At 70.7% G+C, this 2694-nt stretch carries 3 protein-coding genes and 1 pseudogene; all 4 read left to right on the forward strand.

All coding sequences use genetic code 11. From position 1 onward, the window contains the following. Positions 1-950: hypothetical protein (locus tag V7Z97_RS20010; protein ID WP_334165330.1), on the forward strand; the 950-nt coding region annotated here is incomplete at its 5' end. Between the two features lie 142 nt (positions 951-1092). Beyond that, the gene (locus V7Z97_RS20015) at positions 1093-1728 is read left to right on the forward strand and encodes a 50S ribosomal protein L25/general stress protein Ctc (protein ID WP_334165332.1); all 636 of its coding nucleotides are present in this window, start codon (positions 1093-1095) and stop codon (positions 1726-1728) included. A gap of 30 nt (positions 1729-1758) precedes the next feature. Beyond that, positions 1759-2379 (forward strand): aminoacyl-tRNA hydrolase, encoded by a 621-nt coding sequence (pth, locus tag V7Z97_RS20020; protein WP_334165334.1) that lies wholly within the window; start codon positions 1759-1761, stop codon positions 2377-2379. Between the two features lie 54 nt (positions 2380-2433). Beyond that, positions 2434-2694: pseudogene (locus tag V7Z97_RS20025) on the forward strand (hypothetical protein); the annotation flags it as partial.

The raw sequence follows: 2694 nt of genomic DNA on the forward strand, positions 1-2694 counted from the left end.
CCGCCGCGCCGCCCCCGCCGCCGGCCGCGGCCCTGTCGCCCAAGGTGATCGAGCAGGCCGCCGCCTACCGCGCCTACGTCACCCGCGCCCAGTCGATCTCGCCGCTGTTCACGAACGGCGCCTCGGTCGCCGAGGGCGTGCGCGCGGGCGCCGCCTACGAGCCGCAGCAGATGGTGCGCGGCGCCATCGCCTACGGCGCCGTGGCCGCCATGCAGGACCAGGCCTTCGTGGCCGGCGTCCGCACCTATGCCGGGACCGCCGAGCAGCGCCGCCAGATCGCCTACGAGATCATGAAGGATCCGGCCTACGTCATCGGCCTGCAGGGCTCGGCCAGCGCCGCGGGCCATGTGATCGCCGCCCTCGGCGGCGACGGCCAGAAGCTCCTGGAGCAGGGTCGGCTGGTGAAGCAGGCCGCCTACGACGTGCAGCGCTCGTCCTGGTCGAAGGCCGAGGTCGCCGACCGCGTCGCTCGCCTCGCCTACGCCAAGCAGGTCTCCGCCACGCCCGTGATGGGCGACATGGCCGAGACCAGCCGCCTGCAGTCGGCTGCGCTCGGCGCGGCCCCGCTGGGGCTGACCGCCGAGACCGCGGCCCCGCCCTACACGCCGGTGGTGATCCGGGCCATGGCCGTGGCCGCCCTGGCCAATCTCGGCTACGGCGACGACGCCAGCCTGCAGCAGGTCATGCCGCTGCTCGCCGACCCCACCTCGGCGTCGTGCCTGAACATGTCCAAGCTCAACCTCTACCAGTGCCTGGCGGTGTCCAAGCCGCACTACGAGGACGTCTTCTGCCTCGGCCAGCACGTGCTGATCGACACCGGCAAGTGCCTGATCAAGGGCGCGGGCCTGCCCGAGCCGGCCGACGGCCGCATCATCAACGTCGCCGCGACCGCCCAGGCCGCGCCCGTCTCCGCCGAACGCAGCGTCGGGACGACCACCCGCACGCGCTGAAACCGGCGACGAAACAAGGGCCCCGCCCCCGTTGCATGGGGCGGGGCTTTTGTGTATCTACGCGCACCCTATTGACCCCTAGGTCACGGATTTCCGTCGCCGCGCGGGCCTCGCGCGGCGGCTTTCGTTTTGAGGCAAGGCTATGGCCGAGATCATCCTGAACGTTGAAGTGCGCGAGCGGACCGGCACCGGCGGCGCGCGTGAAGCCCGTCGCTCGGGCATGGTCCCCGGCGTGCTGTACGGCGGCGACAAGGACCCGGTGGCCATCGCCGTGAAGTCTAACGAGTTCCGCAAGGCGCTCTACACCGGCAAGCTTCTGGGTCACCTGGTGACGCTGAAGTACGGCAAGGAGACCCAGCCGGTCATCGCCAAGGCGGTGGACATGCACCCGGTCACCGACGAGCCCGTGCACTTCGACCTCTACCGGGTCGATGCGCACCAGCAGATCAAGATCGAAGTGCCGGTGCACTTCACCAACCAGGACGAGGCGCCGGGCCTGAAGCGCGGCGGCACCCTGAACATCGCCCTGCACGCCCTGACCGTGTCCTGCGCCGCCGACGAGATCCCGGAAGAGATCGTGTTCGACCTGACCGGCCTCGACATCGGCGCCACCGTCCGCGTCTCCGACCTGACGATCCCCGGCAAGGCCGAGGCCGCCGTCGACGGCGACACCGTGGTCGCCACCGTGGCCGGCGCCATGGCGGAAGTGACCGAGGAAGCGGCGGAAGGCGGCGAGGAAGCCGCGGCTCCGGAAGCGTCGGAAGGCGGCGAGGACTAGTCCTCCTAGAGGTTCGCAGGCGGGGGCCGGATGCTGCTCATCGCGGGCCTGGGAAATCCGGGCCAGGCCTACGCGAAGAACCGCCACAACATCGGCTTCATGGCCGTTGACGAGATCGCGCGCCGGTGGGGGTTCTCACCGGCGCGTTCTCGTTTCCAGAGCCTGGCGCAGGAAGGCGCGATCGACACTCCCGAGGGGCCGGTCCGCGCCCTGATCCTCAAGCCCCAGACCTATTACAACGAGAGCGGCCGCGCGGTCGGCGAGGCGCTGAAGTTCTTCAAGCTGAAGCCCGCCGACCTGGTGGTCTTCTACGACGAGATCGACCTCGCCCCCGGCCGCTTCCGGATGAAGACCGGCGGCGGGGCGGCGGGCAACAACGGCATCCGCTCGGTGACCGCCCAGGTCGGCCCCGACTTCCGCCGCGCCCGGCTGGGCACCGGCCACCCCGGCCAGAAGGAACTGGTCCAGGGCCACGTCCTCTCCGACTTCCACAAGGTGGAGATGAAGTGGGTCGAGCCGCTGCTCGAGGCCTGCGCCGACGCCGCCCCCCTGCTGGCGCTCGGCGAGGATGAGAAGTACCAGGCCGAGGTCATGCGCCTCGCGCCCGCCGAGAAGGCCGATCCCCGCAAGCAGGCCCGCGGCGGCGATTGAGCCAGCCGCCGCAACGGCTATGATACCGGTGTCATTCAAGCTGGAGAGACACCGATGCGGCTCCTCCCCCTCGCCCTCGCGCTGACCGCCCTTGCCGGCCCCGCCCTCGCCGACACGGTCCCCGCCGATGTCGCCGCGGCGGTGAAGAAGGCCATGCCGCAGATGACCATCTCCGAGGCCGAGCTGAAGGAGCGCGACGGCCGCCGCTACTACGACGTGGAGGGCACGCTCCCCGACGGCTCCGAGATCGAGCTCGACATGCTGCAGACCTCGCAGGGCTGGGAGGTGGTGGAGATCCAGCGCGACATCGCCTGG

Origin of the sequence: Phenylobacterium sp., assembly GCF_036821595.1 — a bacterium.
Classification (GTDB): Bacteria; Pseudomonadota; Alphaproteobacteria; order Caulobacterales; family Caulobacteraceae; genus Phenylobacterium.

What these genes read in the sequence shown, in the direction of transcription:
- V7Z97_RS20015 (WP_334165332.1), top strand. Translation starts at nt 1,093, where the DNA reads ATGGCCGAGATCATCCTGAACGTTGAAGTGCGCGAGCGGACCGGCACC.
- pth (WP_334165334.1), top strand. Translation starts at nt 1,759, where the DNA reads ATGCTGCTCATCGCGGGCCTGGGAAATCCGGGCCAGGCCTACGCGAAG.